The organism is Rhizobium etli 8C-3, assembly GCF_001908375.1.
GTDB classification, from domain to species: domain Bacteria; phylum Pseudomonadota; class Alphaproteobacteria; order Rhizobiales; family Rhizobiaceae; genus Rhizobium; species Rhizobium etli_B.
The window spans coordinates 766,330-792,717 of the sequence record NZ_CP017244.1; the positions used below are offsets into that span (position 1 = coordinate 766,330).

At 59.2% G+C, this 26,388-nt stretch carries 32 protein-coding genes; 18 read left to right on the top strand and 14 right to left on the bottom strand.

Annotated elements, in window-relative coordinates; translation table 11 throughout:
• The 9 genes from AM571_RS28605 to AM571_RS28645 all read left to right on the top strand — a co-directional run bounded on the left by AM571_RS28605 (position 1) and on the right by AM571_RS28645 (position 8,571).
• Positions 1 to 960 (top strand): ABC transporter permease, encoded by a 960-nt coding sequence (locus tag AM571_RS28605; RefSeq protein WP_074064370.1) that lies wholly within the window; start codon positions 1 to 3, stop codon positions 958 to 960.
• Positions 960 to 1,964: an ABC transporter ATP-binding protein gene (locus tag AM571_RS28610; RefSeq protein ID WP_074064371.1), complete on the top strand. Its 1,005-nt coding sequence runs from the start codon at positions 960 to 962 to the stop codon at positions 1,962 to 1,964. The genes AM571_RS28605 and AM571_RS28610 overlap by 1 nt, the downstream gene beginning before the upstream one ends.
• Positions 1,964 to 2,956, top strand: coding sequence for an ABC transporter ATP-binding protein (locus tag AM571_RS28615; RefSeq protein WP_074064372.1), 993 nt, complete (start codon positions 1,964 to 1,966; stop codon positions 2,954 to 2,956). The genes AM571_RS28610 and AM571_RS28615 overlap by 1 nt, the downstream gene beginning before the upstream one ends.
• Complete coding sequence (locus tag AM571_RS28620; protein ID WP_074064373.1) at positions 2,953 to 4,014, top strand: four-carbon acid sugar kinase family protein; 1,062 nt, start codon at positions 2,953 to 2,955, stop codon at positions 4,012 to 4,014. The genes AM571_RS28615 and AM571_RS28620 overlap by 4 nt, the downstream gene beginning before the upstream one ends.
• A gap of 23 nt (positions 4,015 to 4,037) precedes the next feature.
• Positions 4,038 to 4,802, top strand: coding sequence for a FadR/GntR family transcriptional regulator (locus AM571_RS28625; RefSeq protein WP_196776384.1), 765 nt, complete (start codon positions 4,038 to 4,040; stop codon positions 4,800 to 4,802).
• A 169-nt stretch (positions 4,803 to 4,971) separates the two neighbouring features.
• Positions 4,972 to 6,303, top strand: coding sequence for a hemolysin family protein (locus tag AM571_RS28630; protein ID WP_074064375.1), 1,332 nt, complete (start codon positions 4,972 to 4,974; stop codon positions 6,301 to 6,303).
• A 252-nt stretch (positions 6,304 to 6,555) separates the two neighbouring features.
• The gene (msuE, locus tag AM571_RS28635; protein ID WP_074064376.1) at positions 6,556 to 7,113 is read left to right on the top strand and encodes an FMN reductase; all 558 of its coding nucleotides are present in this window, start codon (positions 6,556 to 6,558) and stop codon (positions 7,111 to 7,113) included.
• A gap of 115 nt (positions 7,114 to 7,228) precedes the next feature.
• A complete protein-coding gene (locus tag AM571_RS28640; RefSeq protein WP_074065632.1) occupies positions 7,229 to 7,813 on the top strand; it encodes an RBBP9/YdeN family alpha/beta hydrolase in 585 nt (194 codons plus the stop codon).
• 98 nt (positions 7,814 to 7,911) lie between these two features.
• The gene (locus AM571_RS28645; RefSeq protein ID WP_074064377.1) at positions 7,912 to 8,571 is read left to right on the top strand and encodes a peroxiredoxin; all 660 of its coding nucleotides are present in this window, start codon (positions 7,912 to 7,914) and stop codon (positions 8,569 to 8,571) included.
• Between the two features lie 207 nt (positions 8,572 to 8,778).
• Here AM571_RS28645 and AM571_RS28650 read toward each other — a convergent pair whose 3' ends face one another.
• The 8 genes from AM571_RS28650 to hutC form a co-directional block, all read right to left on the bottom strand.
• Positions 8,779 to 9,240: a DUF411 domain-containing protein gene (locus AM571_RS28650; protein ID WP_074064378.1), complete on the bottom strand. Its 462-nt coding sequence runs from the start codon at positions 9,238 to 9,240 to the stop codon at positions 8,779 to 8,781.
• Positions 9,241 to 9,295: 55 nt separating this feature from the next.
• A complete protein-coding gene (locus tag AM571_RS28655; protein ID WP_074064379.1) occupies positions 9,296 to 9,583 on the bottom strand; it encodes a copper-binding protein in 288 nt (95 codons plus the stop codon).
• 22 nt (positions 9,584 to 9,605) lie between these two features.
• Positions 9,606 to 10,085 carry a cupredoxin domain-containing protein gene (locus tag AM571_RS28660; protein ID WP_074064380.1) on the bottom strand — a complete coding sequence of 160 codons (480 nt, stop codon included), beginning with the start codon at positions 10,083 to 10,085 and terminating at the stop codon, positions 9,606 to 9,608.
• Between the two features lie 34 nt (positions 10,086 to 10,119).
• Positions 10,120 to 11,466, bottom strand: coding sequence for a multicopper oxidase family protein (locus AM571_RS28665; protein WP_074064381.1), 1,347 nt, complete (start codon positions 11,464 to 11,466; stop codon positions 10,120 to 10,122).
• A 14-nt stretch (positions 11,467 to 11,480) separates the two neighbouring features.
• Positions 11,481 to 12,947 carry a TolC family protein gene (locus AM571_RS28670; protein WP_074064382.1) on the bottom strand — a complete coding sequence of 489 codons (1,467 nt, stop codon included), beginning with the start codon at positions 12,945 to 12,947 and terminating at the stop codon, positions 11,481 to 11,483.
• On the bottom strand, positions 12,944 to 13,171 hold the full coding sequence (locus AM571_RS28675) for a hypothetical protein (protein WP_074064383.1): 228 nt from the start codon (positions 13,169 to 13,171) through the stop codon (positions 12,944 to 12,946). Before AM571_RS28675 ends, AM571_RS28670 begins: the two co-directional genes overlap by 4 nt.
• A gap of 92 nt (positions 13,172 to 13,263) precedes the next feature.
• Entirely contained in the window at positions 13,264 to 13,665 is a 402-nt protein-coding gene (locus tag AM571_RS28680; RefSeq protein WP_196776385.1) for a hypothetical protein, read from the bottom strand.
• Between the two features lie 311 nt (positions 13,666 to 13,976).
• Positions 13,977 to 14,732 (bottom strand): histidine utilization repressor, encoded by a 756-nt coding sequence (gene hutC, locus AM571_RS28685; RefSeq protein WP_074065634.1) that lies wholly within the window; start codon positions 14,730 to 14,732, stop codon positions 13,977 to 13,979.
• A gap of 196 nt (positions 14,733 to 14,928) precedes the next feature.
• On the opposite strand from hutC, the gene AM571_RS28690 reads away from it, so the two are divergent.
• From AM571_RS28690 to solA, 6 genes are all read left to right on the top strand, one after another.
• A complete protein-coding gene (locus tag AM571_RS28690) occupies positions 14,929 to 15,771 on the top strand; it encodes a transporter substrate-binding domain-containing protein (RefSeq protein ID WP_074064384.1) in 843 nt (280 codons plus the stop codon).
• A gap of 95 nt (positions 15,772 to 15,866) precedes the next feature.
• Positions 15,867 to 16,592: an ABC transporter permease gene (locus AM571_RS28695; RefSeq protein ID WP_074064385.1), complete on the top strand. Its 726-nt coding sequence runs from the start codon at positions 15,867 to 15,869 to the stop codon at positions 16,590 to 16,592.
• A gap of 9 nt (positions 16,593 to 16,601) precedes the next feature.
• Entirely contained in the window at positions 16,602 to 17,306 is a 705-nt protein-coding gene (locus AM571_RS28700) for an ABC transporter permease (protein ID WP_074064386.1), read from the top strand.
• A gap of 28 nt (positions 17,307 to 17,334) precedes the next feature.
• Positions 17,335 to 18,111: an ABC transporter ATP-binding protein gene (locus AM571_RS28705; RefSeq protein ID WP_074064387.1), complete on the top strand. Its 777-nt coding sequence runs from the start codon at positions 17,335 to 17,337 to the stop codon at positions 18,109 to 18,111.
• A complete protein-coding gene (locus tag AM571_RS28710) occupies positions 18,108 to 19,601 on the top strand; it encodes an HAL/PAL/TAL family ammonia-lyase (protein WP_074064388.1) in 1,494 nt (497 codons plus the stop codon). Before AM571_RS28705 ends, AM571_RS28710 begins: the two co-directional genes overlap by 4 nt.
• Before the next feature lie 9 nt (positions 19,602 to 19,610).
• Positions 19,611 to 20,777, top strand: coding sequence for an N-methyl-L-tryptophan oxidase (solA, locus tag AM571_RS28715; protein WP_074064389.1), 1,167 nt, complete (start codon positions 19,611 to 19,613; stop codon positions 20,775 to 20,777).
• A gap of 36 nt (positions 20,778 to 20,813) precedes the next feature.
• On the opposite strand, the gene AM571_RS28720 is transcribed toward solA, so the two are convergent.
• A complete protein-coding gene (locus AM571_RS28720) occupies positions 20,814 to 21,038 on the bottom strand; it encodes a hypothetical protein (RefSeq protein ID WP_074064390.1) in 225 nt (74 codons plus the stop codon).
• 1 nt (position 21,039) lies between these two features.
• On the bottom strand, positions 21,040 to 21,387 hold the full coding sequence (locus tag AM571_RS38570) for a helix-turn-helix domain-containing protein (protein ID WP_074064391.1): 348 nt from the start codon (positions 21,385 to 21,387) through the stop codon (positions 21,040 to 21,042).
• Between the two features lie 445 nt (positions 21,388 to 21,832).
• On the opposite strand from AM571_RS38570, the gene AM571_RS28730 reads away from it, so the two are divergent.
• The 3 genes from AM571_RS28730 (at position 21,833) to AM571_RS37130 (ending at position 22,991) form a co-directional block, all read left to right on the top strand.
• Positions 21,833 to 22,138: a DUF982 domain-containing protein gene (locus AM571_RS28730; protein WP_074064392.1), complete on the top strand. Its 306-nt coding sequence runs from the start codon at positions 21,833 to 21,835 to the stop codon at positions 22,136 to 22,138.
• Between the two features lie 363 nt (positions 22,139 to 22,501).
• On the top strand, positions 22,502 to 22,711 hold the full coding sequence (locus AM571_RS28735; RefSeq protein ID WP_074064393.1) for a cold-shock protein: 210 nt from the start codon (positions 22,502 to 22,504) through the stop codon (positions 22,709 to 22,711).
• Positions 22,712 to 22,820: 109 nt separating this feature from the next.
• Positions 22,821 to 22,991, top strand: a complete 171-nt coding sequence (locus AM571_RS37130; protein ID WP_165918538.1) for a hypothetical protein — start codon at positions 22,821 to 22,823, stop codon at positions 22,989 to 22,991.
• Between the two features lie 102 nt (positions 22,992 to 23,093).
• On the opposite strand, the gene AM571_RS36675 is transcribed toward AM571_RS37130, so the two are convergent.
• From AM571_RS36675 to AM571_RS28750, 4 genes are all read right to left on the bottom strand, one after another.
• Positions 23,094 to 23,261: a Thivi_2564 family membrane protein gene (locus AM571_RS36675; protein WP_022716243.1), complete on the bottom strand. Its 168-nt coding sequence runs from the start codon at positions 23,259 to 23,261 to the stop codon at positions 23,094 to 23,096.
• Between the two features lie 173 nt (positions 23,262 to 23,434).
• Entirely contained in the window at positions 23,435 to 24,187 is a 753-nt protein-coding gene (locus AM571_RS28740; RefSeq protein ID WP_074064394.1) for an ABC transporter ATP-binding protein, read from the bottom strand.
• Positions 24,181 to 25,248, bottom strand: a complete 1,068-nt coding sequence (locus tag AM571_RS28745; protein WP_074064395.1) for a FecCD family ABC transporter permease — start codon at positions 25,246 to 25,248, stop codon at positions 24,181 to 24,183. Before AM571_RS28745 ends, AM571_RS28740 begins: the two co-directional genes overlap by 7 nt.
• Complete coding sequence (locus AM571_RS28750) at positions 25,248 to 26,384, bottom strand: ABC transporter substrate-binding protein (RefSeq protein WP_074065635.1); 1,137 nt, start codon at positions 26,382 to 26,384, stop codon at positions 25,248 to 25,250. The genes AM571_RS28745 and AM571_RS28750 overlap by 1 nt, the downstream gene beginning before the upstream one ends.
• Positions 26,385 to 26,388 lie beyond the last annotated feature (4 nt).

Here is a 26,388-nt window from a genome sequence, read left to right on the forward strand (position 1 = left end):
ATGTCCGCAGTCCCTCTCTCGACGATCGAGACCGCAGAAGAACCCCCGGTCAGCCTTTGGCGCGATGCCTGGTTCCGCCTGAAGCGCAACAGGCTTGCCCTTTTCGGCCTCGCGGTTGTCGTTGTGCTGGCTCTGGCAGCGGTCTTCGGACCATACCTTACGCCCTATGACTACCTGGGCCAGGACCTTGATGCCCGCAACGCCGCACCCTCGCTGACACATCTATTCGGCACCGATGATCTTGGCCGGGACGTCTTCAGCCGCGTCGTCTACGGCACACGCACCGCCTTTCTCGTCGCCGTGATCGTCACGCTCGTCGCCGTTTTGATCGGACTGACCCTCGGCGCTGTTGCTGGCTTCTTCGGCGATCCATTCGATCGCGTCATCATGTGGCTGACCGATGTCACCATGTCGGTGCCGAATCTGCTCCTGGTCGTCGTCATCAACGCTTCGCTGAAATCGCCGATCACCAACTGGATGGAAGCCCGCTACCTGGAGACCCTCAATCCTTTTTATCGTCAGACGGTTTGGGTTGATTTCATCCTGGTTTTCGGGTCAATGGCCCTGATCGCCTGGCCGCCCTACGCCCGTCTCGTCCGCGCCCAGGTCCTGTCGATCCGCAGCCGGCCCTATATCACGGCGGCGCAGGCGCTCGGCCTTTCGAGCTGGATCGTTATCACGCGCTACGTCATTCCGAATGCCCTCGGTCCGCTGATCGTTTCCGTCAGCGCCGGTCTCGGTACTGCGATGGTGCTCGAAAGTGCCTTCAGTTTCCTCGGTGTCGGCGTCAATCCACCAACGCCCAGCTGGGGCAACATGATCTCGGATGGCCTGCGTGTCTGGCAGCATTATCCGCATCTGCTTGCTGCGCCGGCGGCTGTGCTCGGACTTGCTTCGGTTGCTTTCAGCTTCCTGGGCGATGGTCTCAATGATGCGCTCAATCCGCGGGGCAGCAAGTAATGAACACGACGACCAATGACCGCCTTCTTGACGTGCGCGACCTCACCGTCGAGATAGAGACGCGCCGAGGGACTGCCGTCGTGGTCGATGGCATCGATCTCTACGTCAACAAGGGCGAAACGCTTGGCGTCGTCGGCGAGTCCGGCTGCGGCAAGAGCTTGACGATGCTGAGCCTGATGCGGCTCCTGCCGAACAAGATCAGAGTCGCCAGGGGCACGGCGCATTTCGACGGACGCGATCTGCAGACGATGTCGAACGCCGATCTGCGGAAGGTGCGCGGTGGTGACATCGGCTTCGTCTTCCAGGATCCGATGACCTCGCTCAATCCGGTGATGCGCGTCGGCGAGCAGATCTGCGAGCCGCTGATCTATCATCGCAAGATGAGCAAGGCAGATGCGCGAATTCGGGCGGTCGAGCTCCTGCGGCTGGTGGGTATTCCCGGCCCTGAGGAACGCCTGATGGCATACCCGCATGAGCTTTCGGGCGGCATGCGCCAGCGCGTGATGATCGCCATCGGCCTTGCCTGCGATCCGAAGCTTCTGATCGCCGACGAGCCGACCACGGCGCTCGACGTCACGATCCAGGCCCAGATCGTCGATCTCGTGAAGGAGCTGCGGGCCAAGCTTGGCATGTCGGTGGTGTGGATCACGCACGATCTGGCGCTGATTGCAGGTCTCGTCGATCGCGTGGCGGTGCTTTATGCCGGCACTGTCGTCGAAGTTGCGCCGGTCGATGAGCTCTATGCTCGGCCAAGCCATCCTTATACGCGCGGGCTGCTTGCGTCGATCCCGAAGCTCTCGGATGCGCCTGCAAGCCGTCTAAGTTCGATCGGGGGAACACCGCCTGAGCCCGGCCTGCGTCCGAAAGGGTGTCCGTTCGCCCCGCGCTGTCCGCTTGTCGAGACCATCTGCCACGAGCGCGCTCCGAAGCTTGAACCTTTGGCCGGAGCCGCCAACCATCGCACCGCATGTTTTGTTGTCCAGAAAGTGCAGGAGGCTGCGTGATGGGCGCTGAACCGCTTCTGAAGGTCGAAAACCTGGTCAAGCACTTTCACGTCAAGCTCGGCGCTTTCGGCGAGCGCTCGGCAACCGTTTACGCGCTCGACAACGTCAATCTTGATATCATGGAAGGCGAGACCTTAAGCCTTGTCGGGGAATCCGGTTGCGGCAAATCGACGACCGGTTTTACGATCCTCAATCTCTACAAGGCCACGAGCGGCAAGGTTGTCTACAAGGGGCAGGATCTGTCGAGGCTTGGCGAAAAGGAAATGCGGCCATTCCGCCGCGACCTGCAGATCGTCTTTCAAGATCCCTATTCGACGCTCAATCCGCGCATGACGATCGGCGAGGCGATCGGCGAGCCAATCCTCTTCCACAGGTTATGCACCAAGGGCGAGCTCAAGGACAAGGTCGCAAACCTGCTGAGTGATGTTGGGCTGCCGGCGCGCTTTGCGCAGCGTTATCCGCATGAGCTCTCAGGTGGCCAGCGCCAGCGCGTCGCCATCGCGCGTGCGCTTGCCTGCCAGCCGAAATTCATCGTCTGCGACGAGGCAATCTCAGCACTCGACGTTTCGATCCAGGCACAGATCATCAATCTGCTGCTCGATCTGCAGGAGAAATACGGCCTCACATATCTCTTCATCGCGCATGACCTGGCAGTCGTCCACCATATCAGCACGCGCGTAGGCGTCATGTATCTCGGCCGGCTTGCCGAGCTTGCCAGCCGCGAAGAGCTGTTCAAAAATCCGCTGCATCCCTACACGAAGGCGCTGCTTTCGGCGGTGCCGGAAACCGATCCTTCCCACGAGCGGAGCCGCAAGCGCCAGATCCTGCAGGGTGACGTTCCAAGTCCGCTCGACCCGCCGTCCGGCTGCCGCTTTCACACCCGCTGCCCGATCGCAACCGATGTCTGCAGCAGACTCGTTCCCGAATGGAAGGAAGCAAGTCCCGGCCATCTCGTTGCCTGCCACGCCGTCAATTGGGGTCAGACGACGTGACGCTGAAAGTCGCCATCATTGCCGACGACCTGACCGGGGCACTCGATACGGCCGCGCCTTTCGTCGAAGCGGGCCTTGCCGTTGCTGTCGCCATTGATGTTGAGGCGGCAAGGGAGGCGATTGCGAGGAGTGCCGATGTCGTGGTGATCAACACAGCCTCGCGTGCTCTTGCCGAGGATGCCGCCGCACACAGGGTGCGGCTGGCAGCAGAGGTCTTGCTGTCGGCCGAACCTGCAATCGTCATGAAGAAGATCGATTCCAGGCTAAAAGGCAACGTCGCTGCCGAAAGCTCTGCCCTTGTTGAGGTATTCGCCCTCAAGTCAATTCTGGTTGCGCCTGCGATTCCGGACCAGAAGCGCTTTACTTATCGCGGTTGCGTCGTCGGGCGCGGTGTCGACAGTCCGATCCCGGTTGCCGAGCTTTTTGCTAACCATTCGCAAATCGTGGCCGTTGCAGATGCCGAGGACGATAGCGATCTCGACTCCATCGCCGGCGAAAATGATTGGCGTTCGGTTCTGGCCGTCGGCGCGCGTGGCCTTGGCGCGGCCCTGGCCCGACGCCTGGGCAAGGCGGGCGGGCATAGCCAAACCTTCGAGCCGGCCATCAGGACACTTTTTGCCATCGGCTCCCGCGATCCGATTACCGCCCAGCAGATGGACCGCCTCGAGGCATCCGGTGCCTTGCGCATGGTCGCAGACGCACCGCTGGGAGCTGTGGAAAGCGGCGAAGGCTTTGAGCTTCCTGCTCTGCTTCGCTGCAGTGGCGGAACTGCAGACGATGCTGCAGCAGTAGCGCAACGCTTTGCAAAAGGCGTAAAATCGGTCATGGACGATACACGGCCGGATATGCTGATGGTTGGCGGTGGCGACACTGCGCTTGCGGTGTTTGGCGAGCTTGGTATGCGCATCCTCGTCCCGAAAGGTGAAATCGAGGCAGGCGTGCCGTGGTTCGACGTTACAGCCGCAGACGGGCGCCATCTTCGTTCTGCGGTAAAGTCCGGGGGGTTCGGCAGCTGCGATAGTTTGCTAAGACTGATTGTGCGGGTTCAGGCGGCCTAGCGGATGCCGGCGGGAGAATGAAGGTGGATGAAAGAAATGGAGCATCTTTGAACGCGGGAACCGGCCGAGCCGCAAAGCCCGAGCGCGGAAAGGCCGTGAAGCTCGTGGATCGCGTCTTCGACCAGCTTCTGGAACGTATTCGCGCCGGAAACTATCCAGCTGATTCACGCTTGCCGGGAGAGCATGAACTGGCGTCGATGCTGGGCGTATCGCGTCCAATCGTTCGCGACGCGCTCGCGCGCTTGCGCGACCAGGGCATGGTTTATGCCCGTCAGGGAGCAGGAACCTTCGTCAGCGCCCACGGCTTGCCGGCCGCGCACCTGGCTTACTCGCCTGTCAAGACGATCGCCGACATTCAGCGTTGCTACGAATTCCGCCTGACGATCGAGCCCGCGGCGGCCTACTTTGCCGCCAAGCGCCGCGACAGTGGAGCGCTTGAGAAGATAGCAACGGCGCTTGCGGATCTTCGCGAGGCGACGAACCACCAGCTTCATCGAACCGACGCCGATTTCCTGTTTCATCGGGCTGTCACTGAGGCTGCTAACAATCACTATTACACGGCCTCCATGGACGCTCTCAAACCGCATATCGCGGTTGGTATGCATCTGCATGGATTGTCGCTTCTCGGTCCCCGCCAGGGCCTTCAGAAAGTGTTTCAGGAACACGATGAAATCTACAAGGCTATTGCCGAGGGCCGGGCAGACGACGCCCGGGAGCTGATGCAGGCCCATCTTGAGGGCTCGAGAGATCGCCTCTTCGAGGGTCGTGTTCTCGACCTCTCCTTCTAGTTGCCAGCGACGGTGTCACGGAGGTCTGTCGCCGTCACGGTTGGCGACCGGCATTTTCGTCTGCGCACCTGGTCATGGGAAAGAAAAAACAGTCTCTATTGGCGCGTGCCCGTTTGCGCTTGCCCATGCTACGATATTGGTTCCTTCAACAGTTAGGGACGATCAACTCATGACGGGCCAGGATGGCAGTATTCTTGATTATGTCGGGATTCTTGCCGTGTTTTTTCTCGTTGGCGCCAACGGTTTTTTCGTGGCTGCCGAATTCGCATTGGTTTCCGTCAGGCGCAGCCGCGTGGCCGAGCTCGCGGCCGCGGGACGTATGAACGCTTCAGCGCTTCAGCGGGCTGTGGACAATCTCGATGCAAATCTTGCGGCCACCCAGCTCGGCATAACGATCTCTTCACTCGCTCTTGGCTGGGTCGGCGAACCGGCGCTGGCGCATCTGATCGAGCCGCTATTGGCGTGGTTGCCCGGTGACTGGGCAAGGACAGGCTCTCATGCCATCGCAGTTGTCATTGCGTTTGTGATCATAACGGCGCTTCACATTGTGCTTGGCGAGCTGGCACCGAAGAGCCTCGCTCTGCAGCGTAGTGAGGAAACCTCGTTGGCCGTGGTCCGGCCGCTTGGGTTCTTTCTCGTCTTATTCAAGCCGGCGATTTTTGCTCTCAATGGTATGGGCAACCTCGTGCTTCGTGCTTTCGGCCTTCACCCCGGAACTGGTGAATCCTCCTTCCATTCTCCGCAAGAGCTGAAGTTGCTGGTGGCCGAAAGCCAGGAGGCGGGTCTTCTCAACCAGGTGCAGCAACAGCTCGTCGAGCGCGTGCTCAATATCGGCGAAAGACCGATTTCCGACGTCATGACACCGCGTCTGGACGTGGAGTGGTTCGACGCCGACGACAGCGAGGCAGAAATCCTGAGAACGATTAGGGAGTGCAGGCACGAACAGCTTCTCGTTGCTCGCGGCTCAATCGACGAGCCGATCGGGATGGTTCTTAAGAAGGACTTGCTCGATCAGGTTTTGGACGGCGGCAGGATCCGGCCGATGGATGTCATCAAGCAGCCGCTGGTGCTTCACGAAGGAACCTCGGTGGTCCGCGTTCTCAGCAGCTTCAAGGCGTCACCGGTCCACCTCGCTATCGTCATCGACGAATATGGCAGTCTCGAGGGAATTGTCACGCAGACGGACTTGCTGGAGGCGATCGCCGGGGAACTGCCGGGATCCGACGAGGAACCGGCGATCGTGGTTCGCGAAGACGGCTCACTGCTCGTTGATGCAATGATGCCGGCCTTCGACGCTTTCGAAAAACTGGGCCTGCGGAACAAACCGGATGCTGACTTCCATACGCTTGCGGGATTTGCCCTTCATCAGCTCCAGCACATCCCGGAGACCGGTGAGGTTTTCGAGTTCGACGGATGGCGGTTCGAAGTCATCGATATGGATGGAATGCGCATCGACAAGATCCTGGCAACGCGCAGTCCGACGCAAGGAGCCGATATCTAGGCTGGCTGCCGTGCCGAGCCAGTCTCATTCGTTTTCCGATCACCGCCGATTCTTGAAATCTCCGGCGCAACCTCCGATCATGCCTGCCATTGTCAGGCTCATAAAAATCAATCCCGGCGTTCAGACGCATCAAAGCGATCAGCCGCCGGGCAGAAAGAAATTTCCCTGTCATCCATCATTGGAAATGCTCTTTGCTTTTAACCACTAAATTTATAGACAATAAATAGTTCATTCAATCGGAAAGGAAAACAGATGGCCGCTCTGCGACTGGTCGGAATTGCCGGCAGCTTCAACCGCCCTTCCAAGACATGCGCGCTCGTTGAGGAGGTTGCCGATCGCGCGGCGCATAGATATGGCTTCGACCGTCGCGTTTATGATCTACACGATGTTGGCCCATCGCTCGGCAGTGCGTTATCGCGAAGGGAACTGGACGATCAGGCAAAGGGTGTCATCGATGCAATCGTCGGCGCTGACGCTTTGGTGGTCGGCTCGCCGACTTACAAGGGATCCTATCCCGGTCTGTTCAAACATCTGATCGACCTTATTGAACCCGGGGAACTGCGCGCAAAGCCGATCATCATCACGGCAACTGGCGGCGGAGACCGGCATGCTCTGGTGGTCGAGCACCAACTGCGGCCGCTCTTCGGCTTCTTCATGTCCCATACCCTGCCGACGGCCGTCTACGGATCGGACCGAGATTTTGCGGACTACAAGGTTGCTTCAAAGCCACTGTCGACGCGGATTGACGAAGTGGTAGGCGAACTTGCAGCTTTTTTTCCAGGCGATGTGATCGTTGCGGCCGCCGAATAACGTTCAAGGCCTGATATCCTCGCGGGACTAAGAGGAATTCGATGCCGACAACCCTTTGCACGGCCGCATTAAAATGCCGCGGCATGTCGCGGAGCGACTTATGAAGCGTGTTGCAATGAGCCGAATACTCATTCTCCCCGGCCTCTTCGGTTCAGGTGAGGGGCACTGGCAGCACCATTGGTTGAAGGAGCATCCGCACAGCCGGCTTGTCGAACAGGACGACTGGGATCGTCCCCGCTTGCACGACTGGATGCTCAGACTTGAGGAAACATTAGCCGAGGAGGAGGACGATGCCTATATTGTCGCTCACAGTCTCGGTTGCCTTTTGGCCGCTCAACTGGCAGGCCGGCCATCGGCTCGGCGCGTCAGGGGAGCCCTTCTTGTTGCGCCATGCGATCTGCGTGCAACAGAAGCGCTCCATCCCGGTCACATCGACTTTGGCACGATGCCCACCAAGGCGCTGCCCTTTCCAAGCATCGTCGTCGGCAGTCTCAACGATATCTATATAAGCCTTGACCGGTTGACGATGTTTGCGCGCCTTTGGAGATCCGATCTCAGGAACATCGGATTGGCCGGACATATCAACGTCGCAAGCGGATTCGGGCGCTGGCCGAGCGGGTATGGACTTTTGACAACGTTGAAGAGCCGCACCCGCCGCCCGCGGCAGGTTGAACGTAGGCGAGCGGTCACCAATGTTTGAAGCGTGCGGCCGCAAGCGGCTTGCTGTCGGCTAAGATGAGCGTATATCGCTAGCCGAAGACGGAATTCACGCGTGATCCAGGAGAAAGGACCCAACCCATGAGCCTTCGCATCAATGATATTGCACCTGACTTCTCCGCCGAGACGACGCAGGGCCCAATCCATTTTCATGAGTGGATAGCAGATGGTTGGGCGGTGTTGTTCTCGCATCCGAAGAACTTCACGCCAGTCTGCACGACGGAACTTGGCGCAATGGCCGGGCTCGAACAGGAGTTCACTAAACGCGGTGTCAAGATCATCGGCATATCCGTCGATCCGGTGGAAAGCCACGGCAAGTGGAAGAACGACATCAAGACGGCTACCGGTTTCGATGTCGGCTATCCACTGATCGGCGACAAGGATCTCAAGGTCGCCAAGCTCTATGACATGCTGCCGGCAGGCGCAGGCGAGAGCTCGGAAGGCCGCACGCCGGCCGACAACGCCACCGTGCGCTCTGTCTTCGTCATCGGCCCCGACAAGAAGATCAAGCTCATCCTCACCTATCCGATGACGACGGGCCGCAACTTCAATGAAATCTTGCGTGCCATCGATTCCATTCAGTTGACGGCCAAGCATCAGGTAGCGACACCTGCAAACTGGCAGCAGGGGGAAGACGTCATCATCACGGCTGCGGTTTCGAACGAAGACGCGATCTCGCGCTTCGGCTCTTTCGACACTGTCCTTCCCTATCTCAGGAAGACCAAGCAGCCGACCGGTTGATCGAGCCTCGGAGCTTGTGCGGATTGACTGGATCGGCGCGCAACGACCACGGAAGCGGGAGAGACGCCCGATTTTCGTCCCTGATCGTTTGCGCGCATTCCCCACACTCGTCCAGGTCTCCCCACATCGCTTCGTTCGGATCTGCCGGCCAAGATCTTGAAGCCGCGCCCTGCAATGAGCGCTCGACGCGGCCGCTTGATCGCGACGTCACCCCTTCCGGGGTCGGACCTCCATGAATAGGTATGGTGCGCCGGTTCCCGAGGGGATCGCATAGACGTCATAGGACGCCTGCGGGTCGTCTCCCATCCCCAACGAGCCAGGGGGCATGCCAGGCACGGCCAGCCCTCGGACCGGCGGCCGCTCCCGCAGCAGGCGCTGAACGGCCTCAAGCGGAACGTGTCCCTCAAGGTAGTATTCCTCGACGATGGCAGTGTGGCATCCCTCAAGGGCGGCGGGGACTCCCAGCCGCGCTTTAACTGCGGCAAGGTCGCCGGTGTCGCGCACGTCGACAGAAAATCCCGCCGCGGCCATCGCCTTCGACCATTCGCGACAGCAACCGCAGTTCGGATCCTTGTGGACAGTCATCTTCGCTGGGGCGGCGGCGCGGACCCCGCTGCCAAGGAACACCAGGGCGGATGCCGCCATTGTGATGAAGCTTCTCCTGTGCATCGTCTCCACTCCTTGATGTCCTGCCGCCCGGATGGACGCGGGCGGCAGGAGGCGGCTATTTTACCTCGGTGACCATCAGCTTGCCATTCACGCGTTCGGCAACGAACTCGATGTTCGAGCCTTCCTTCAGCTTTTCCAGCAATGCAGGGTCTTCAACACGGAAAACCATGGTCATCGCGGGCATGTCGAGGCCCTTGAGGTCTTCATGTTTGATGGTGACCTTCTTTGCCTTGGTGTCGACCTTGTTGACAACGCCCTTGGTGAATTCCTGGGCAAACGCACCGAAGGCCGTGCTGGCGCAGAGCAGGGCGGCTACGGTGACCTTGATCATTGCAGTTTTCATCTCTGTGTCTCCTTGGTTTCGATTACTTCCCGGCGACGGTGACGTCGCCGTGCATGCCTGCTTCATAGTGACCAGGGATCAGGCAGGCGAACTTGAACTGGCCGTCGGTGGTGAACTTCCAGACGATCTCGCCGGATTGACCTGCCGGAAGCCGGATCGAATTCGGATCGTCATGTTCCATCTCCGGGAACTTCTCCATGACCGCCTTATGCTCAAGGATCTTGTCTTCCTGATCGAGCACGAATTCGTGATCGACGGTGCCGGCATTCTTGATCGCGATCTTGACTGTCTGCCCCTTGCGGACATTGAAGACGGCGGGGGTAAACAGCATCTTCCCGTCGTCGGTTTCCTTCATCGTGACGCGGATCGTTTGCGTCGCCTTGGCTTTGTCGCCAGGTTCGCCAACGGGCATCTTTTCACCGTGACCGCCAGCGTGATTGCCGGTGGCCAGGGCTGGGGTTGCGAGCGCGACCAGCGCCAGTGCCAGTACATAGTTTTTCATGGGTAAATCCTTTTTTGATGTGGAGGATTGAGCCTCAGCCGTTTGTCGGCTTCGGTGTGATTTGCGTTTTCGCGTCCTTGACCTTGGTCGCGTCCGGCAGTTCGCCGGTCCATTCCCAAGCCTGGGTCCCCGGCGGGTTCTCGTACCAGCCCGGATCGGAGTAGTCGCCCGCCGAGATGCCCTCGCGGACCTTGACGACCGAGAACATGCCGCCCATCTCGATGGGGCCGTGCGGCCCCCAGCCGGTCATCATCGGAATGGTGTTCTCGGGGATAGGCATTTCCATTTCGCCCATATCAGCCATACCCTTGGTGCCCATGGGCATGTATTCCGGCTGAAGCTTCTTGATCTTCTCGGCGACCTTGGACTTGTCGGCACCGATGAAGGTCGGGATGTCGTGTCCCATCGCGTTCATCGTGTGATGCGACTTGTGGCAATGGATCGCCCAGTCGCCGAGGTACTTGGCGTCGAACTCGTAGGCACGCATTGCACCGACCGGAATGTCGATGCTTACCTCCGGCCACCGCGCTTCCGGCCGCACCCAGCCACCGTCGGTACAGGTCACCTCGAAGTCGTAGCCATGCATGTGGATCGGATGGTTCGTCATCGTCAGGTTGCCGACGCGGACGCGGACCCGGTCGTTCTTGGAAACGACGAGTGGACTGATGTCCGGAAACACGCGGCTGTTCCAGCACCACATGTTGAAGTCGGTCATTTCCATGATCCGGGGCACGTAGGAGCCGGGATCGATGTCATAGGCATTGAGAAGGAAGACGAAGTCACGGTCGACCGGCATGAACTTCGGGTCCTTCGGGTGGACGACGAAGAAGCCCATCATGCCCATGGCCATCTGCACCATCTCGTCGGAGTGCGGGTGGTACATGAAGGTTCCCGACTTTACGAGATCGAACTCGTAGACATAGGTCTTGCCGACCGGGATATGCGGCTGTGTCAGGCCACCGACACCGTCCATGCCCGACGGCACGAGCATGCCGTGCCAATGGATCGTCGTGTGTTCCGGCAATTTGTTCGTGACGAAAATGCGGACGCGATCTCCTTCGACCGCCTCGATGGTGGGACCGGGTGATTGACCGTTGTAGCCCCAGAGATAGGCCGTCATGCCGTCAGCCATCTCGCGTTCGACCGGTTCGGCGACCAGGTGGAACTCCTTGACACCGTTGTTCATCCGGTGCGGCAGGGTCCAGCCATTGAGCGTAACCACTGGCTGGTAATCTGGTCCCGAGGTCGGATGGAGCGGTGGCTGCATGTCCGCCGATTCCATCGTTGGTGCGTCGGGCAGACCCATTGCCGACGTCTTTGTCCAAGCGGCCGTCGAAAGGAGAGCGGCGCTAGCTCCAATGATCTGTCTTCTATTGAACATAGCGATGTCCTTTCTCAATGGCCGCCGCCACCGCGGCTCTCGGAGGCAGAGGCAACTTCGGTCTCTGCTGACGTAGCCGTCGCGCCGCCGCCATAAATCGCTGGCGCAAGGTTGGCTTCGGCCAACCAGAAGTCGCGTTTGGCGTTGACGGAGAGCAGGATGGAGTTGATCTTGTCGCGTGTGTCGGTGAGCAGTTCGAACGTGTTGGTGATCATGCCGTTGTAGGTCAGCAGAGACTCCTCTTCGACCTTGGTGCGCAGCGGCACGACGCTGTTGCGGTAGTGCCGGGCGATGTCGTAGTTCGACCGGTAGGCCTCGTAGGCGGAGCGTGCTTCCGAACGGACGTTGATGGCTTTTTCCGCCAACTCGTTGGCGGCACGCATGTAGTCAAGCTCGGCCTTGCGCATCCGGGCCTTGCCGGTGTCGAAGATTGGGATCGCGAATTCCAGCTCGGCAAATCCCGTCGTGTCGACCTTCTTGTCGCCGTCCTCGATTTCGCGTTCCGTTTCAAGCCCCGTCAGGATTTCCAGATCGGTCACATACCGAGTTGCCTCTGTCAGCCCATAGGAGCGAGCGGTCGCCTCCAACTCAAGTTTGGCGACTTGCAGATCGATACGGTTGCGAAGTGCCTCCGCCTCGATGGTATCGCGCTTGACGACAGCCCTTGGCAGGGACGGCAGGCTGTTCGGGACTTGATAGTCGAGGTCAGAGCCCCAAAGACCCATAAGACGCGTAAGCTCTTCCTTTGTCAGCCGGGCCGCCAGACGCGCCTTTGCGGTTTCGCCTGCAAGCTCGGCTACAAAAACATGCTCGCGAGCTTGAGCGCCTTTGGTCATTGCCCCGGTCTCGCCCAGCTTCTGTGCTAGCTCGGAGGCTGCATCGGCAGTGGCTTGGGCGCGTTGCAACTGGCCCACGTTCTCCCAGGCAGCAACGGCGTTGATCCAGGCGCGACGGGTGTCGGCGGCAAGCTGAAGCGTACGCACAGCAGCGTTCAACTGTGCTTGCCGGAACCGCGTGTCAGCGATTTCGATGTCACGCTTCTTCGTGGCAAGCGCCAGGATGTTGGTGACGACTGCCCCTTCGACTGTCTTGAAGGCCTCTAACCCGGGCGTCCCGATGCCTGTCAAACCAACGGCTACAGTCGGGTTCAGGAACATTGTCGATTGCCAGGCGTCAGCGGCGCTGTCGCCAAGATCGGCATACGCCGCCTGAAGGCCCTTGTTGTTCAGCAGGGCGATCTGTACGGCGGTCTCGACGTCGAGTGACTTCTTGCGAGCCAGGAGCGCTCTGACCTGAGCAGATGCTGCTCGCGCCTGTTGTTGATTTTGCACCCAGACGGTTCGCTTAGAGGCGATGGCAGCAGTCTTACTGGAGACAGTGGTGAAACCGGCTTCATTCCTGGCATATTCCGCGCTGCTGACACAGCCTGCTAGGACGAATGGAATAACTGAGATGGCTGCGAGCAGTTTCGTCGGGGTCATGACGGGTCTCCTTCGGCGGGAGACTGCGACTGGTTCTGTTGCCGCCAGGGCCTGGGGTCGACGGGCTGCCTGTCGACATAGCCCGAGATCGGCGACCGGTATGCGACCGGGCGCGGGGAGGGCTGTTCGACTGCGGCCGACGACGCCGTTACGTCGGGAGGAAGTGTGGATGCGCAGCCGCCGATAACAAGCGGCAGCCCCACCACGAGAAGCGAGGTTTTCATTATGAAATTTCCGAGTATGAGATAGCCTAAAGGGCACCCGCCACACAAAGGCAGATGTCCGGCTGGACCCGATCAAGCGGGCGCGTCTCTATTCAGATGTTCGGAGGACGGTCGAGCGTTGGCAGTTCACCAAGCGTCGTCCGGTCGTCGACGAACTGCCGGATCGAAGTCACGACGGGCCCACCGACGTCCTGGCCATCAGAAATAATCCCGATGCCGCCGCAAAAATCGTCACAGCAGTCCTGTTTGACGAGCTTTGATCCGTCATCATCGGAGACATCGCCATGCGAGTGGTCATGTTGGGCGACGTCGACCCTGTCATGCGCGCCGTGCGACAGCATCGCGTCAAACGGAGCGGCTCCAGGATCTGGGAAGGGAGAGCCATGCATCGCTGCATTAGCGTTCGACAGCGAATACCCCGCCAGCGATACGATGATCACCAGCCGCATCATCACGAGCAGCCTGCTCACTATGATTCGGTACATCTTGCCCATTCCCAACGAGCTACATGCAAAGCAGCCCGATTTCAATCAGGTCCCATATGTTGTTGATGTTCGCGTCGTTTATGTGGCGCGAACATTACCTTATGCACAGGCTAGAGGTTCCAATGCTGGTAAGGTCAAGGAGCTGTTCTTCCCTGACTGTGCCCGATCTCGAATGCTGCCCGGCTCTATTTGCCGCGGCTCTCGGCGCAGCGACGATACTGCATATCCAATCGGACCGCGCTGATCGGCCTATGCTCGTGCCGGCTCTACCGAAACCGCTCAGCTCCGATGCGGCAAAACTTCCATATGGAACCTGATGCCTATTCATCAAACATCCGGCCACTGCGTGCTTCCAGCCGATAGCGATGCCCCGGATAAACAAGTCTGGCAGTCGAGACAACCTTCTTGCCCGACCAGGTCCGTCGCCGGATCGCAAGACAGGGTTCCGTTTTCAAAATCATCAGCAGCTTGCATTCCCAACTCCTCGGCATTGCTGCTTCGACGACATGCTCGGATCCACTCAATGGCGCTGCGGCTGTGAGATAGGCATTCGGTGTCACCGAGGAGAAATCTTGCTCAAGGTAATTCTGCGCCGCCGACGGGTTGACGAAGCGGTCTTCGATTTGCACCGGAACGCCGTTTTCGCTGTGAACGATGAGCGAGTGGAATACGGGGCCGCCGATTTCAAGCTCCAGCGCATCAGCCACTTCCGGGGAGGCGATTTCTCTTGCAAGAACAATGACCTTTGCCTCATGCGCGTTTCCACGCTCGGCAATCTCTTCAGCAATATTACGCACTTCAAAAAGCGCAGAATAGCCTTTGCGCTCCGCAACAAACGAACCGACGCCCTGGATGCGCACCAGCTCACCCTCGCTGGCAAGCTCGCGCAAGGCGCGGTTGGCGGTCATCTTGCTGACGCCGAGCTCGACGACGAGTTCGTTTTCGGAAGGCACGCGATGCTTGGGCGGCCATTCGCCGCTGTGAATGCGATCGAGGATCACCTGTTTGACGCCGGCGTAAAGCGGTGCGGTGTCATTTTCGGAAAACTCGCGCTTCATCTCGCCCGGACGCTTCATTGCCCATTCCTTTTGCATCGATGGAATCTGCCCGATAAACAGACTTTCCTCTTGCATATCATGAAATCTCTCATATGCTACCCTATACAACCTCCTGGTCAAGCGTTCGAGTAACATCGATGACGACAGGCAAGCCGGCGCAGACCGGTTTCATGCAATCACAAGATCAATGACAACTTCAGAGGAGATTGATGATATGAGATTGAAGACGCTTTTTCTTTCTGCCGGGTTCATGCTCGCAACCTTCGCCGCCCCGCTCGCGGCCAAGGATTGGAAGACCGCCACCATAACGCTCGAAGGCGCCTACGCGCCGTGGAACCTGACGAATGCCGACGGCTCGCTCGGCGGTTTCGAACCCGAACTCGCCAAGATTCTTTGCGAACGTGCCAAGATTGAGTGCAGCCTCGTCGCCTCAGACTGGGACGGAATGATTCCAGCCCTCAACGCCGGCAAGTTCGACGTCATCATGGACGCCTTGTCGATCACCGAGGAACGCAAGAAGATCATCGACTTTACGGTGCCCTACGCCGCGACCCCCGCCGCCTTTGCGACAGCCAAGGATAGTCCGCTTGCCAACGCCGCAGGCACAGGCTCGACCATCACGATGACTCCCGGCCAGAGCGGGGTGAAGGAAATCGAAGCCCTCAAGGAAGCCTTCAAGGACAAGACGATCGGCATTCAGGCGGCGACTGTCTATGCCAAATTCGTCTATGACAACTTCGGCAGCATCGCCGAGATCCGTGAATACAAGACCGGTGCAGACCGCGACCTTGACTTGCAGAGCGGCCGTATCGATCTCGGCTTTGACGATGCGGTCTATTTCAACAACGCCTTTCAAGCCGCAAATGGTGCGCTTGCCTTTACCGGTCCCGAAATAGCCGGTTCCATCTGGGGTGAGGGCGAAGGTCTTGGGCTGCGCAAGGCAGATACGGATCTGCGCGACAAGTTCAACGAGGCCATCAAGTCTGCCCTTGCTGACGGCACCGTCAAAAACCTCTCGATGAAGTGGTTCAAGGTCGACGTCAGCCCGCAGAAGTAAGCGCCGGTTCCGGCCGAAAACTTCCGGTCCCCGCTTACTCGACGGGGACCGCATGTTATTCTGACGGCCCTTGGAGGGCAGCGCGGGGAACGGATATGGCGACAATGGAACTGATCGGCTTCGGCTCGACAGGATGGGGAGCACTGCTTCTGCTCGGTGCCGCGACGACGCTTGCCGTGACGGCGACGGCGCTCGCAATCGGGGCGCTGCTCGGAACGATCGTCGCCGGCGCCAAGCTGTCCGGCAATTGGCTGCTGTCTGCCATGGGCAGTCTCTACACCACCGTTTTTCGCGGCGTTCCCGAACTGCTGATCATCTATCTGATCTATTTCGGCGGATCGTCCGCAATGACGGCGATCGGCACGGCCATGGGTTACGAGGGTTTTCTCGGACTACCTTCCTTCGCGGCCGGTGCGCTGGCGGTTGGTATCATTTCAGGCGCATATCAGGCGGAGGTCTTCCGTGGCGCCTATCTTGCGATTTCCAAGGGAGAACTTGAGGCGGCATCCGCAATCGGCATGCATCGCGGCTTGCGCTTCCGGCGCATTATCATGCCACAGGTCCTGCGCTTCGCCATTCCCGGCCTCGGCAATGTCTGGCAGTTGAGCCTCAAGGACTCGGCGCTGGTTTCGGTGACGGGTCTTGCCGAACTGATGCGGACCAGCCAGGTCGCGGCCGGCTCCACCCGGCAATATTTCCTCTTCTTCATCATCGGTGGCGCGCTCTATCTGATCCTGACGAGCCTTTCCGATCGGGTATTCAATGGTGCCGAGCGGCGGACAAACCGCAGCATGCCGGCAGCTGCGATGGGCCAGGCCTGAGGAACGACCATGGATTTCACCTTTCTGTCGCAGACCATGATCACCCTTTTGAAGGCTGTGCCGATGACGCTGGCGCTGTTTTCCGCGTCGATCTTCTTCGGCCTCTTTCTGGCGCTCTTGATTGTCTGGATGCGCGTTGGCGGCAATCCGGTACTCTCGGCGATTGCCAAGGGCTACGTCTTTGTCTTTCGCGGCTCACCGCTTCTGATCCAGATGTTTCTCGTCTTTTACGGCCTCGGGCAATTTGGTTTCATCCGCTATTCCTTCCTCTGGCCGTTCCTGAGAGAGCCTTTCGTCTGTGCCGTTCTGTCGCTGGCGCTGTGCACTGCCGGTTACACGGCCGAGATCTTCCGCGGCGGCATTCGGGCAATCTCTCCAAGGGAAATCGAGGCCGCCCGCTCGATCGGCATGTCGGGCTTTGTGCTTGTGCGCCGCATCCTGGCGCCCATCGCTTTTAGGCATGCCCTGCCTGCTTATTCGACTGAAATCGTCCTGATGATGAAGTCGACGGCTCTCGCAAGCCTCGTCACGGTATGGGAGGTCACAGGTGTCGCCCAGCGTCTGATCTCGCAGACCTATCGTACGATGGAGGTCTTCCTCTGTGCTGCCCTCATCTATCTTGTTTTGAACTTCATCATCCTTCAGGGCATGACCCTGCTTGAATATTCGCTCTCCCGACATCGCCGCGCCACTCCGGCGGCGCTGAAGGCGTAGGATCAGACTCAAACCGATTGGAGCCTTCATGCCCGGTCAGACCCGACTTTCGGTCCGCAACATCCGCAAGAGCTTCGGCACTCACGAGGTGTTGCGCGGAATTTCCCTCGATGCACAGGATGGCGATGTGATTTCGCTGCTCGGCGCATCAGGCTCCGGCAAATCGACGTTCCTGCGTTGCATCAACCTTCTCGAGACGGCGACCAGTGGCGAGATCTGGGTCGATGGCGAAGAGATCCAGATGGTGCACAAGAACGGAAGAAGCAGGCCCGCGAGCCAGAAGCAGGTCGATCATATCCGCTCCGAACTCGGCATGGTCTTTCAGCAATTTAATCTCTGGTCACATATGACCATCCTGCAGAATGTGATCGAAGGCCCCGTGCATGTCCTCAAACGGCCGCGTGCAGAGTGCATTTCCGAAGCCGAAGCGCTGCTCGAAAAGGTCGGCATCGCCGATAAACGTCATGCCTATCCGGCGCATCTTTCGGGCGGCCAGCAGCAGCGTGCTGCAATCGCGCGCGCGCTTGCGATGAAGCCGAAGGTGATGCTCTTTGACGAGCCGACTTCTGCCCTTGATCCAGAACTCGTTGGTGAGGTACTCCGGGTCATGCGTGCGCTCGCCGAAGAGGGCATGACCATGCTCGTTGTCACGCACGAAATGAGTTTTGCCCGCAACGTCTCTAATCGCGTCATCTTCATGCGCCAAGGGCTTGTGGAAAGCAGTGGCGCTCCGGACGCAATGTTCGGCGGCGGCGCATCGAAAGCCTTCCGCCAGTTCATCGGCGATTTCGGAAGTGGACAATGACCGTCACGATCGGGGACAGGCTTGGCTGGCGCGACATCGCTGAGGTCGGCGAAGGCGCAGCACTTGCACTGTCGCCGGCTGCAGAGGAACGTATCGCCCACGCTGCCCGTATCGTCGGGTGTATCGTCGATAGCGGGGTGCGGGCCTACGGTATAAATACCGGCGTCGGCGCCCTGTCGGACACGGTCGTTGATCGTAGCTCGCAAAGCCGACTCTCGCGCAATATCGTACTCAGTCACGCATGCGGCGTCGGCTCGCTCCTGGCACCACGCGAGGTGCGGGCCATTATTGCCGCGCAGATCGCCAATTTTGCCCACGGCCACTCAGGCGTGCGGCCGGAAATCGTCAGAAACCTGGCTGCCTTTCTCGAGAGGGATTGCATTCCCGATGTGCCGTCGAAAGGCTCAGCCGGCTATCTCACCCACAATGCCCACAGTGCGCTCGTCTTGATTGGGGAGGGATCTGCGCGCGTCGCCGGTCGTCCGATGCACGGGCGCGACGCGTTGACGGCGATCGGTCTAGCGCCACTCGTCCTCAAGGCCAAAGAAGGGTTGAGCCTTGTCAATGGCACGGCTTGCGCGACCGGCCTTTCGAGCATCGCTCTCGCACGTGCCGCGCGCCTTCTCGATTGGGCCGATGCAATCGCCGCTCTTACCCTGGAAGCTGCCGGCTGCCAGCTGGCAGCATTCGACGAAGCCGTGCTTGCGCTTCGTCCTTCGAGGGGTATCGCGACGGTCGGCGCGTCGATCCGCAATCGCCTTTCGGGCAGTGGGCTTGTTGCGGTCGCCCTCGCAAGGCGTACGCAGGATGCGCTGAGCCTGCGTGCGGTACCGCATGCCCATGGCGGCGCGCGCGATATATTCGTGCAGTCAGCCGGGATCGTCGACCGGGAGCTCGCGTCCGTCACCGACAATCCGGCGATCTCGGGCACGCCGGACAATCCGATCGTCTCGTCCGAAGCGCATGCCGTTGCTCCGGCACTCGCGCAGGCGATCGACAGCCTTGCGGTCGCAATCGCTCAAATCGGCGCGATGAGCGAGCGGCGAATTGATCGGCTTGTCAATCCGCTGGTAAGCGGCCTTCCGCCTTTCCTTGCCAGTGATGCCGGCAGCGATTCCGGCTTCATGATCGCCCAGTATACGGCTGCCGCGCTCAGTAATGAGAACCGCCGTCTTGCTGCTCCCGCCTCGTTGGATGGCGGCCTGACATCGGGTCTGCAGGAGGATTTTCTCGCGCATCCGACAGCTGCTGCAAACAAGCTGCTTACCGTCATCGATAATGCTGAATACATCCTTGCGATCGAACTGATGGCTGCAGCACAGGCCCATGATTTTCTCGAGGCGACAGCGCCGAGGGCGAGGGGCACGGAAGAAATCCATGTTATCGTGCGTGCGCATGTGCAGCACTATGCCGACGACCGCCCGCTTGCTGGGGACGTGGAGACATTGCGCATTTTGCTTCGGGATCGGTCGCCGCCGACGGGTATTTGAAGGGTTGCCATGATCGCTCGTTTCGACGTCGCTGTGATCGGCCTTGGCGCCATGGGAAGCGCAGCACTTGCATTTCTCGCCGCCCGTGGCGTCAAGGTGATTGGCATCGACGCTTATTTTCCCGCACATGCGATGAGCTCGTCGCATGGCGACAGCCGGCTCATTCGGCTCGGCTATTTCGAGGACCCGTCCTATGTGCCGCTTCTTCAACGTGCCTATCGCAACTGGCGAGCGCTCGAAACCAGCCTAAGGACCGATATCCTGACCATCACCGGCGTGTTGCAGATCGGTTTGCCAGACAGCAAGATCGTGAGCGGCACGCGCACTTCGTGCAGGTTGCACGGCCTTGCCCATGAAGAGCTCGACGCAGCGGAAATGGCGCGCCGCTTTCCCGCGTTTCAGCTCGATGACGATGAGGTTGCCATCTTTGATCCGCAAGGCGGGTATCTGCGACCGGAGACTGCCATCATGGGCTACGTCAAACTTGCGGCCGAAAGCGGAGCGATGATCCATTTTGGCGAGAAGGTCATGGCTCTGGATCCGGGTGACGGGGGTGTGACTATCGCCTCAGCAAATGGCTGCTACCACGCCAGAAAGGTCGTCATCGCGACGGGATCATGGATTGCCGAACTCGTTCCGCACCTGAAATCACACGCGACACCGATCCGTCAGGTCGTGGCGTGGTATCAGCCAAAGGACGGCTTTGTCGCAGAGCCGCAGCGCATGCCATGTTTCCTTCGCGACGAAGGTCGGGAAGGTTCTTATTTTGGCTTCCCTGCGATCGGCGTCGACGGCATGAAGCTCGGCCGCCACGCGCATTTCCGCGAACCGATCGACCCTAACCGACCCAATGCGCCGATCAACGACCGAGATACCGCACTGCTTGATGACTTTGCATCCAGACGTTTGCCTGCCGCCGCCGGACTTCGTGTTCGCGCGGCCTCCTGCCGCTATACAATGTTGCCGAGCGAGGATTTCCTCTTCGACCTTCTGCCCGGGCAGCCAAACATTGTCGTTGCATCGCCCTGTTCCGGACATGGATTCAAATTTACGAGCGTTGTCGGTGAGATTCTGTCTGACCTTGCACTCGATGGTGGCACCGCGTTGGAGATAGGCGCTTTCTCCTTCGACGCCCTCGAAAGACATCGCCATTCGCGATCTCCTGGCGTCAACTAACCTCTGCTGCTGGCGACCGACGACCCAAGCCCTCCATCAGGCGGCGGGGTCATCACGTGTCGCGCCCGCCAGAAGCGTCAATTGCTCCGGTTCGTGCACACCTTGGCGATACAGTTCTATGATGATCGAGGCCAGACGTGCGACCGTTTTATTGTCGGTGATCTCCATCTGAGCACACAGATCATCAAGGACGTCATTGCAGACGGTCAGATCTTCAGACGTAAGCGGCTCGTCGCGGCGATGTCCGAAATGTTCTTCCATATCAGCCGCCTGCGCCGGGAGGTGCATCGTTTTCGAAAACTTCGCGGTACTGAATCATCTGTTTCTCATCGACGTCGATCGACCCTCGCGCAGGTGCCACAAGCCGAATCCCTGGGCCGCCGGAGCCTGAATAGTCGCCGTCGAGGAAGGCAATGCCGGCCGCTTCGAGGGCACGAACGACGGCGACGACGTTGTTAGGCATGCCCTTGATCTGTCCATCGCTTGCCTCCATGCGGCGTAAGGTGGGGGCAGAAACATTGGCGTGCTTTGCAAGTTCGACTTGACCAAGACCCGCCAACACACGCGCCGCTGCCAGCTGTTTGCCGGTGATGTGGTTGATTTCACGCATGGTGGTTCCAGCCGCTTGCCGCCTCTGTTGATGAAGATATATTATCAAGCTGAGCGATTTTGATCAATCAGGATGAAATCCTGCCCCAACACCTATAATCCACAAGCTCTTCGTCCGCTGGGCTCACTGGTAGAAGCGTCAGTTCTGGCGACGAAGTTGTAGGCGCCAGTCATCCGGGAAAACCGACCGGAAGCGCGGTGCTCGTTGGAACTGGCCGTCGCCGTCGCTATGCCGGTAGGAGGAAGATGCGCGGTTGCGAGTTTGCCTCAGATCGGCGCGGTCACCGACCTGCGCGCGGCGCGATACTCTCAAAATGATGGCGTCCTGATGACGATCGTTGCAGGAACTCATCCGATTGGTCTAGGCCATTACCTCTTGAACGAAAACCGATTAAAACCAATATTTTCCCGGGTGGCGTAGCGGCATCGAGAGAGGAGAAAACATCATGCTTGTGAGTGAGGTGCCTTGGCGGGTTCCGATAACCGTCCGCTTGGAGTGCGGATTTCAGCGGACATTGACGTCAGCCTTTGAGACCCTTGGTTTTCTTGAGAACGAGTGGCCCGAGCGGCGAGGTGAGCGCTACCATCGAGCCGTCAACCAGTGCCGGGGAGCATTGAGCCGGGTCGTCCCCGCAGAGGTGGCACGCGAAGCATTTATCGCAGCCTGCCTGGAGGCCGGCGTCCCGGCAATGGCAGGCACCGTCGCCGCTCTTACACAAGCATCATCGCCGAACCTTGCAATGGGCACATAATGGACGGCCGTCGGCACAAAGCGATGGCAGCATTGGTTTTGAATGGTCGAGGCGCTTTCGGCGCTGTCGCAAGGTTTTTGTGTAACACCGCATGTGTCTTCCTTGGTGCGAGATCAGGTTGGGAATACGAGATTAGGTCGGCTGCTGGGATGGCCTCTTCTTTGAGCGCGCATGCCAGCTTAGGTAGTGCGATCCAGCCTTTATCTAGACACAGTTGTCGCTTAAAAGTCGGGCATCGAGCTTGCCTGTTAAGCTTTGTTTTGGCGCCACTTCGCGCTCAAGGCGGTCTTTCCTCTCAAAATCGATCATCCGTCGTCGGCAATGGCCGAGCGACTCATCCTGTGCGATTGAAAGGATATCGTCATGAACAGCGGAACTGTTAAATTTTTCAATGCGGCCAAAGGCTTCGGCTTCATTCAGCCAAGCGATGGATCAACGGATGTCTTTGTTCACATTTCTGCGGTTGAGCGCTCCGGCATGTCCGATCTGAGGGAAGGCCAGAAGGTTACCTTTGATATCGTGCGCGACAACAAAAGCGGAAAGAACGCCGCCGAGAACCTTTTCGCTGCGTAACCATCCAACCTGATCGGCCACTGACCCGGATTTCCTGGACCGGTCCTTTATCAACTATTGAGGTCGGGTTCGCCCGGCCTTTTTCGATTTTCAATTTTGGAGCTACGAGATGAAGAAAACCAATGCAGATCAACTTCTTCAGCGCGCCAAGCGGCAGGTCGCCAATACGAGCGCCGGCGGGCATCTGGGTGGGACCAATTTCGGACAGGCCTATGACGCTAAGACGTCATCAGTGAAGGCAAAAACCGACAAGGTTCGCCGCAACACCAACGGACGATAAGTCGGCGTCGACCGGAGCAAGAGTGCCCGTTGCCCCAGTGCAGCGGGCATTGTCTTCGCCACAAAGAGCTGACGTTGCCGGCCAGTCGCAGGCCGCCTGTAATTACCAAACGGCCAGATACTTCAGGAGCGAAACAATACCGATGATTATCACGATGATCTGCACGATCTGTCGCATGCGGGCATCGATCGGCAGTCGCTGAACCAAGTATAAGACGAGAATGATCACGAGAAACGTGATCAAAATTCCGATTATCACTGACGCACCCATTTATCCTCACTCCTGCAGATGAAAGCCTTTGGACAACAGGCGTTTAACTAACGGATGGCAGGACAAAGGAAAGAGCGGGAATTTTCAGTTCGATTCACTGCTGGTATCGCCGGGGCAGTGAGGTCCCGGCACTCGTCTTTCCTTCTGTTGCCGCATCTGTGCAGCTTCCTCGCCTAGATGGCGTTATCAACGATAACCAGCGCGCGTCCCTGCGAGCAGGTCTCGATACGGGCTGCGACTTTATAGATGTCGCGGAGCATTTCGGGGGTGATGACGGCCGATGTATCGCCGCTGATCGCCATGGAACCGTCGGCAATGACAATCGTATTTTGACAGTAGCGAAGGGCGTGGTTGAGATCATGGAGCGCAACCAGAACGATCATGCCCTTGCGCGCTGCCAGGTCGGAAATGAAGGTCAGGACATCCACCTGGCGATGCAGGTCGAGCGCGGAAGTCGGCTCGTCCATGAGGAGGACCTCGGGTCGGCGCACGAGCGCCTGTGCCAGCGATACCAGCTGCCGCTGCCCGCCAGAAAGCTCCCCGAGCTCTCGAAATGCGAGATCCTCGATCCGCAGTGCCTTCAAGATGGCGTCGATTTCGGCGAGCTCATCGTCGTGAACGCGCCAGCCGCTGCCCTGTTTGGCAGACAGCAGGATCGATTCGTAGACCGTCAGAACGGCGTTGGCGCCGGTATCTTGCGGCATGTAGCAGATCGTTCTCGGTCCTCGCGCCGTGCCGGAGAGTTCAACGAGCCCCGGCCCGGAGATCAACGAGGCGATGCGTTTGAACAACGTCGATTTGCCTGCCGCGTTGGGGCCGATCACCGCCGTTACACTGCCGCTCCGGAGCATGTCCGTGCTGACACTGGAAAGCACCGTCCTGCGGCCGTAAGCGGCCCCCACGTCCTGAAGCGCAAGACCTACCATGCGCGTCTCCGGTTGCTGAATATAAGAACGAAGAAGAAAGGAACGCCGACGAGCGCCGTGATCACGCCTATTGGAAGGATGGCGCCAGGAATGAGCATCTTGCTGACGACGGATGTCGTCGACAACAGAAGCGCCCCGCAGATGACGGCTCCTGGCAGGAAGAAGCGTTGGTCCTCTCCGACCAGCATACGGGCGATATGCGGTCCGACAAGCCCGACGAAGCCGATGGTGCCGACGAAGGAGACGGGGATTGCAGCAAGCAGGCTGACGATCATCATCGTCTGCAGTCGCAGGCGGCGGACATTGACACCCATGCTGGCAGCCTTGTCGTCACCGAGGCGAAGAGCAGTCAGCGCCCAGGCGTCCTTCATGAACAGCGGCACGGTGACGAGAAGCACCGCCCCGGTGAAATAGACCTTGGCCCAGGTGGCTTTCGTCAGGCTGCCCATGGTCCAAAAGACGACTGCCGCGAGCGCCTGTTCGGAAGCCAGATATTCGAGGAGGGAGAGGGCTGCGTTGAACGTGAAGACCAGGGCAATGCCGAGCAGCACGATTGTTTCGACGCTGACACCGCGCATCGTGGAGGCGAAGTGGATGAAGAGTGCTGCGACCATCGCCATGATAAAGGCGTTCAGCGGCACCACGTATTCGATGGCGCCGGGAAACAGGGAGACGCCGCCAACGAGTGCGAGTGCTGCGCCGAAGCTGGCGGCCGCCGAAATGCCAAGCGTAAAAGGGCTCGCCAACGGATTGGAAAGGATCGTCTGCATCTGGGCCCCGGCGACCGAAAGCGATGCGCCGACCGTGATCGCCATCAGCGCAATGGGCATGCGAATATCCCAGATCACGACCCTCAGCTGGTTTGCAACTTCACCGGGACCGAAGATCGCCGAGATAACCTCCGTCAGGCTGTAGCGGGCCGGCCCAAGTGCCATGTCTGCTGCGACACTCAGGCACAGCGCGCCAACCAGCCCGGTTAGGATCAGGATCCTGCGCGTTGCTAGAGCACGATATCGCTCGCGTCCCGCCGGCGTAACGAGGAGCTGGGTTGCCTCAGCCATCAGTTTGATCCCTGTTCCAGCGATACGAAATAGCCAGGCTTGAAGGTCACGGGAAGAAACCTCTCATGGAATTCCTTGAATGTCTGATCGGGATCGAGATCAGCAAAGAGCTCGGGGTGAAGCCATCTGGCAAATTGCTGGATCGGGTAGAACTCATATGGCGCGCCATAAAACTGATGCCACGCGGCGTGAACTCGTCCACTCCTCACAGCCTTTAGGGCCGGAAAGGGTGTGCGCGTCATCAGTTTTGCGAGCCTGTCGCGGGCAAGCGACATATCCGCATCGCGGCCGACGGGCACGAACTGGTTGATGTCGGATTCGGCTGCCCAGTTCGAGCCGGTGACAATCACATGTTCGGGGTCGGACACGACAAGCTGTTCGGGGTTGAGATCGCCGAATGTCGTGGCAATGACATCTGATGCGATATTATGACCACCGGCTTCTTCCACCATAGCGCCGAAATTGACCGGTCCGAAGGTGCGGCAACAGTTGTTTTCCCCCGAAATACCGGGCGCCCGCTCGATAAAGACGTTCGGGCGTTTCAGGTCCTTGATCGTTGCGAGCCTGTCGGTCACGCGGGCGATCTGCGCGCGCCGATAAGTAATAAATTCCTTGGCCCGCTCTTCGGCGCCGAAAAGGCGGCCGAGCAGTTCGATCGATGGCTCGGTGTTGCGAACCGGATCGAGGCGAAAATCGAGATAGACGATCTTCACACCGGCGGCGGCGGCCTTTTCCTCAAAGCCGCTTTCCGTCGCGGACTTTTGCGCCTCCAGATTGAGGGTGATGACATCGGGCGAGAGCGCAACTGCCGCTTCGAGGCTGAATTCACCTTGGGGCAGGTAACCGAAACGTGGCAGGTCGGCAATCTGCGGAAAAGCCTCGACATAGGCTGTGTAGCTGTCTGGGTCCTTCTTGATCAGATCATCGCGCCAGCCAACAATCTGATCGAAAGTCTTATCACCCTTAAGGGCGGCGATGACGTGGATCTGCCGTGCCTCGCCAACGATGACGCGTTTTGCTGGCAGGTCGATCTTGAGCGTGCGGCCCGCAGCATCCGTGATCTCGGCAGCCGTCGCGGTCGTCGCAACCAGGCCAATCAGAATGGCGGCGATGTGTCGGATGGCAGAAAACCGCATGAGA

Coding starts and splice junctions, on each gene's coding strand:
- AM571_RS28655 (WP_074064379.1), bottom strand. CDS start 9,583: ATGAAAACTGCAATGATCAAGGTCACCGTAGCCGCCCTGCTCTGCGCC.
- AM571_RS28680 (WP_196776385.1), bottom strand. CDS start 13,665: ATGGGCAAGATGTACCGAATCATAGTGAGCAGGCTGCTCGTGATGATG.
- AM571_RS28700 (WP_074064386.1), top strand. CDS start 16,602: ATGGATTTCACCTTTCTGTCGCAGACCATGATCACCCTTTTGAAGGCT.
- msuE (WP_074064376.1), top strand. CDS start 6,556: ATGGCCGCTCTGCGACTGGTCGGAATTGCCGGCAGCTTCAACCGCCCT.
- AM571_RS36675 (WP_022716243.1), bottom strand. CDS start 23,261: ATGGGTGCGTCAGTGATAATCGGAATTTTGATCACGTTTCTCGTGATC.
- AM571_RS28665 (WP_074064381.1), bottom strand. CDS start 11,466: ATGTTCAATAGAAGACAGATCATTGGAGCTAGCGCCGCTCTCCTTTCG.
- AM571_RS37130 (WP_165918538.1), top strand. CDS start 22,821: ATGAAGAAAACCAATGCAGATCAACTTCTTCAGCGCGCCAAGCGGCAG.
- AM571_RS28695 (WP_074064385.1), top strand. CDS start 15,867: ATGGCGACAATGGAACTGATCGGCTTCGGCTCGACAGGATGGGGAGCA.
- AM571_RS28735 (WP_074064393.1), top strand. CDS start 22,502: ATGAACAGCGGAACTGTTAAATTTTTCAATGCGGCCAAAGGCTTCGGC.
- AM571_RS28690 (WP_074064384.1), top strand. CDS start 14,929: ATGAGATTGAAGACGCTTTTTCTTTCTGCCGGGTTCATGCTCGCAACC.
- AM571_RS28745 (WP_074064395.1), bottom strand. CDS start 25,248: ATGGCTGAGGCAACCCAGCTCCTCGTTACGCCGGCGGGACGCGAGCGA.
- AM571_RS28720 (WP_074064390.1), bottom strand. CDS start 21,038: ATGGAAGAACATTTCGGACATCGCCGCGACGAGCCGCTTACGTCTGAA.
- AM571_RS28640 (WP_074065632.1), top strand. CDS start 7,229: ATGAGCCGAATACTCATTCTCCCCGGCCTCTTCGGTTCAGGTGAGGGG.
- AM571_RS28615 (WP_074064372.1), top strand. CDS start 1,964: ATGGGCGCTGAACCGCTTCTGAAGGTCGAAAACCTGGTCAAGCACTTT.
- AM571_RS28645 (WP_074064377.1), top strand. CDS start 7,912: ATGAGCCTTCGCATCAATGATATTGCACCTGACTTCTCCGCCGAGACG.
- AM571_RS28630 (WP_074064375.1), top strand. CDS start 4,972: ATGACGGGCCAGGATGGCAGTATTCTTGATTATGTCGGGATTCTTGCC.
- AM571_RS28660 (WP_074064380.1), bottom strand. CDS start 10,085: ATGAAAAACTATGTACTGGCACTGGCGCTGGTCGCGCTCGCAACCCCA.
- AM571_RS38570 (WP_074064391.1), bottom strand. CDS start 21,387: ATGCGTGAAATCAACCACATCACCGGCAAACAGCTGGCAGCGGCGCGT.
- AM571_RS28650 (WP_074064378.1), bottom strand. CDS start 9,240: ATGCACAGGAGAAGCTTCATCACAATGGCGGCATCCGCCCTGGTGTTC.
- AM571_RS28610 (WP_074064371.1), top strand. CDS start 960: ATGAACACGACGACCAATGACCGCCTTCTTGACGTGCGCGACCTCACC.
- AM571_RS28750 (WP_074065635.1), bottom strand. CDS start 26,384: ATGCGGTTTTCTGCCATCCGACACATCGCCGCCATTCTGATTGGCCTG.
- AM571_RS28605 (WP_074064370.1), top strand. CDS start 1: ATGTCCGCAGTCCCTCTCTCGACGATCGAGACCGCAGAAGAACCCCCG.
- hutC (WP_074065634.1), bottom strand. CDS start 14,732: ATGAAGCGTCCGGGCGAGATGAAGCGCGAGTTTTCCGAAAATGACACC.
- AM571_RS28710 (WP_074064388.1), top strand. CDS start 18,108: ATGACCGTCACGATCGGGGACAGGCTTGGCTGGCGCGACATCGCTGAG.
- AM571_RS28740 (WP_074064394.1), bottom strand. CDS start 24,187: ATGGTAGGTCTTGCGCTTCAGGACGTGGGGGCCGCTTACGGCCGCAGG.
- AM571_RS28675 (WP_074064383.1), bottom strand. CDS start 13,171: ATGAAAACCTCGCTTCTCGTGGTGGGGCTGCCGCTTGTTATCGGCGGC.
- AM571_RS28670 (WP_074064382.1), bottom strand. CDS start 12,947: ATGACCCCGACGAAACTGCTCGCAGCCATCTCAGTTATTCCATTCGTC.
- solA (WP_074064389.1), top strand. CDS start 19,611: ATGATCGCTCGTTTCGACGTCGCTGTGATCGGCCTTGGCGCCATGGGA.
- AM571_RS28705 (WP_074064387.1), top strand. CDS start 17,335: ATGCCCGGTCAGACCCGACTTTCGGTCCGCAACATCCGCAAGAGCTTC.
- AM571_RS28730 (WP_074064392.1), top strand. CDS start 21,833: ATGCTTGTGAGTGAGGTGCCTTGGCGGGTTCCGATAACCGTCCGCTTG.